Annotated in this window: 3 protein-coding genes and 1 pseudogene; 3 read left to right on the top strand and 1 reads right to left on the bottom strand. The window is 60.7% G+C overall.

Translation table 11 applies throughout. The features are described 5' to 3' along the window. Together AC1DVA_RS27185 and AC1DVA_RS27180 are read left to right on the top strand one after the other, a co-directional pair. Positions 1-452 (top strand): MOSC domain-containing protein (locus AC1DVA_RS27185; protein WP_476807957.1); only part of this gene is annotated, 452 nt, incomplete at its 5' end. Between the two features lie 162 nt (positions 453-614). Beyond that, positions 615-1,429: pseudogene (locus tag AC1DVA_RS27180) on the top strand (transposase). A 121-nt stretch (positions 1,430-1,550) separates the two neighbouring features. On the opposite strand, the gene AC1DVA_RS27175 reads toward AC1DVA_RS27180, so the two are convergent. Beyond that, a complete protein-coding gene (locus AC1DVA_RS27175; RefSeq protein ID WP_265055243.1) occupies positions 1,551-1,760 on the bottom strand; it encodes a hypothetical protein in 210 nt (69 codons plus the stop codon). Positions 1,761-2,433: 673 nt separating this feature from the next. Here AC1DVA_RS27175 and AC1DVA_RS27170 point away from each other — a divergent pair. Next, positions 2,434-3,189, top strand: a complete 756-nt coding sequence (locus tag AC1DVA_RS27170) for a DUF72 domain-containing protein (protein ID WP_476807956.1) — start codon at positions 2,434-2,436, stop codon at positions 3,187-3,189. Positions 3,190-3,192 lie beyond the last annotated feature (3 nt).

Below are 3,192 nucleotides of genomic sequence, written 5' to 3'. Positions count from 1 at the left end.
GATCAGGACAGGTTGTCTGGCTAGGCATCCGGCCACGCCGCCGAGAGCCCATGCTCCCGGTCGAGACTGCAGACTTCGACCTTGCAGGTGGCGTGATAGGCGACCGTTATGCTCGTGTCGCTGGCAGCCGCCAGGTAACTTTGATCCAAGCTGAACACCTTGCGGCGATCGCTAGCCACCTGGGGCGCTCGAACGTGCTGCCATCCGATCTGAGGCGTAACGTAGTTACCCAAGGCATCAACCTCGTCGCATTGAAGGAGAAGCGCTTCTGGATCGGTTCCGCCATTCTCGAGACGACAGGAGAGTGCCATCCCTGCTCTCGAATGGAAGAGATCCTCGGGGTGGGTGGATACAATGCGGTCCGCGGCCTCGGAGGCATCACGGCACGCGTCATCCACGCCGGAACTGTCAACTTGGGCGACGCCCTTTCACCGCTCTTGCCTGGCGACTGACAACGCCACGACCGTCAAGATCGACAGCCGCTTTTCGGGTTCCTGGCCGGTTACGAGCCTGACATCGAGCCCGGCCTGCCCTTGCGGGAGCCAGAAACGGCTGGACTCGCCCCTACCCGCATCGCGCTCGGCCCATGTTGGTGATTTGCGAACGAGGCGGGGCTGCCTGCCCGCCATGCGGCCGATCGGTTCAGGATCGGCATCGCGACGGCGATCGTCTGGGCGCGCCGGGCGCGGGAAACCGGAGAGCGCACGGCACGGCAGCAGGGTCAGCCGCAGCGCTCCAAGCTCTATCCGCATGGAGCGTATCTGCAAGGCCTGATCGACGCCGACTGCGACATCACGCTGGCCGAAATGCAGGCGAAGCTGCTCGAGGAGCACGGCCTGAAGGCCGCCATCGGCACGCTCTGGAAGTTCCTCGATCAGCGTGGCCTGACCGTCAAAAAAAGACCGCGCACGCGGCCGAGCAAGACCGCCCCGACATCGGCGAGAGGCGCGAAGCCTGGTTCGACAGCCAACCCGATCTCGACCCGGCCCGTCTGATCTTCATCGACGAGACCGGCGCCCGCACGAAGATGGCGCGACTGCGTGGCCGGCCTGCGACTCACCGGCATGACCGCGCCAATGGTGCTCGACGGCCCAATGAACCGCGAGGCCTTCCTGGCCTATGCAAGCCAGGTTCTCGCCCGACGCTGGCACCAGGCGACATTGTCATCATGCACAATCTGCCCGCCCACAAGGGCGACGCCGTGCGCCAGGCCATCGAGGAAACCGGAGCCACGCTCGTCTTCCTGCCGCCCTACAGTCCCGACTTCAACCCAATCGAGAACGCCTTCGCCAAGCTCAAGGCGCTCCTGCGAAAAGCCGCCGAGCAAACTGTCGAAGGCCTCTGGCGAACCATCGGAATAGTCCTCGACGCATTCACTCCCGACGAATGCAAAAACTACTTCAGCGCTGCCGGGTATGAGCCGGAATAACGTGAAAATGCTCTAGATCGTTCTCGTGCTCGCCCCGCCACGTCAGCGGAAGACGGAATCCGCTCTCGTGCAATTTCTCACCATGGTTCAGTCGTCGCACCGCGTCGGTTGGCGCACCGCCTTATTGAACCGGCTGATGCTTCGCCTGCTCCTGGCTGGCTTTTGCAAGCATTGCTTCCAGGGCGACGAGCGCCGTCATCGATAACACCAGGAGAATATCAGCATTGCCGACCGTCTCGAAATGAACGGTGGCGTCACCGCGGGGGTCACTGCTCACTTCGATTCTCGTCGGTTTGACAACAGGGACTTCAACCGTAGGCTTCTCAGGCATGGCTCTCACGGGGATAGTGGGAATCGCGGTTAGTCGTCGCACCTGGTTAGCATCTTCCCGGACGGTGTCGCGAAATAGCACTCGTCTTCGTAGTGAACCGGCGTTCCATCTTCCAGGGAATAGGAGACGCCCGGAACGCCTGGTCTGTCCTGCCAGACGATGACCGTATAGCGCTTGCCGTCGGCGTCCTGGCAAGTCTCCCGATAACGCTCGCGACGCGTCGCCGAGGGCGGCGGGGCGGGGAAGATGGGTGTGTGCAACATGGCCATGGCGACACCGTCACGCAACCAACTGATGGCCTTCAACCTATGTCCCCCAAGCGGGGTTCCGCAACGGAACGAATCATTCCGACGCTCGTTGGCGACTCAGTTCGTTGCGTGGGTTGTGTTCAATGTGTGCGCGTCGGATTCTCAGAGCCGGGCCGGCGGCGGGGGTCGTCAGAGGTCCGGTGACGCAGCGGCGCAAGGTCGAGCGCGATCTTTTCGTCGAACCCACCCGAGCGCGTGGAGCCCTGCCTCGCGCTGCTCTAAAAGCGGGTGCGGCCCCTTCCCGAGAGCCTCAAACACTGATTATGCGCATCTCGGCAATCCGATTAACGTCAAGGGGCTCAGGCGAACTTCGTGCCACATTGCGTTGTGGAGTTATTCATTAGTCTTCGACCCGCGAGTTGATCATGCGGTCTCAAAGCGGCATTCCGCTCAAAAGTCGATTGTTCATCGGTACGGCTGGTTGGGCCATCCCCAAAATCCACGCTCCGAACTTCCCGGCCGAAGGAAGCCATTTAGAAAGGTATGCCACTGTCTTCTCAACTGCCGAGATCAATTCGTCGTTCTACCGGCACCATCGCAGATCGACATACGAGCGATGGGCCACGTCAGTGCCAGACCAATTCCGGTTTTCCGTGAAAGCGCCGAGGTGGGTGACACATTCCGATTGGCTCGACATATCGTCCGACCTCGAGGCATTTTTCGCGGAATTGGACGGCCTGGGCATCAAGCTGGGGCCGGTATTGATCCAGCTGCCTCCAAAGCGAACATTCATTTCCAGTGACGCCGATCGTTTCTTGTCCGCTTTCCGGCGCCCTCGAGACGTGGATATTGTATTGGAGCCCCGACATGCGTCATGGTTCGGAGCGGAGGCAGAAGATCTCTTGAGAGAATACAGGATTTCGAGAGTCGCAGCCGATCCGCCGCCAGCTGTGGAAGCAGACGAGCCGGGTGGATGGAAAGGTCTCACTTACATTCGTCTGCACGGTTCACCCGAGATCTACCGGTCGTCGTATTCGCGAGATCGATTGAAATTGGTTGCCAACCGGATGATCGCAACCGCGGGATCGATGGCTTGGTGCATTTTTGACAATACGACGTCATACGCAGCCGCTGGCGACGCGCTCGCGCTCAAAAAGATTATCGGGAGCGAACCTTTCTAAGCG

It is taken from the genome of Allobosea sp. P4_C6, from assembly GCF_056402015.1.
Note: the sequence above shows the minus strand (reverse complement) of the source record. Positions and strands in the feature narration are given on the sequence as shown.

Coding starts and splice junctions, on each gene's coding strand:
- AC1DVA_RS27175 (WP_265055243.1), bottom strand. CDS start 1,760: ATGCCTGAGAAGCCTACGGTTGAAGTCCCTGTTGTCAAACCGACGAGA.
- AC1DVA_RS27170 (WP_476807956.1), top strand. CDS start 2,434: ATGCGGTCTCAAAGCGGCATTCCGCTCAAAAGTCGATTGTTCATCGGT.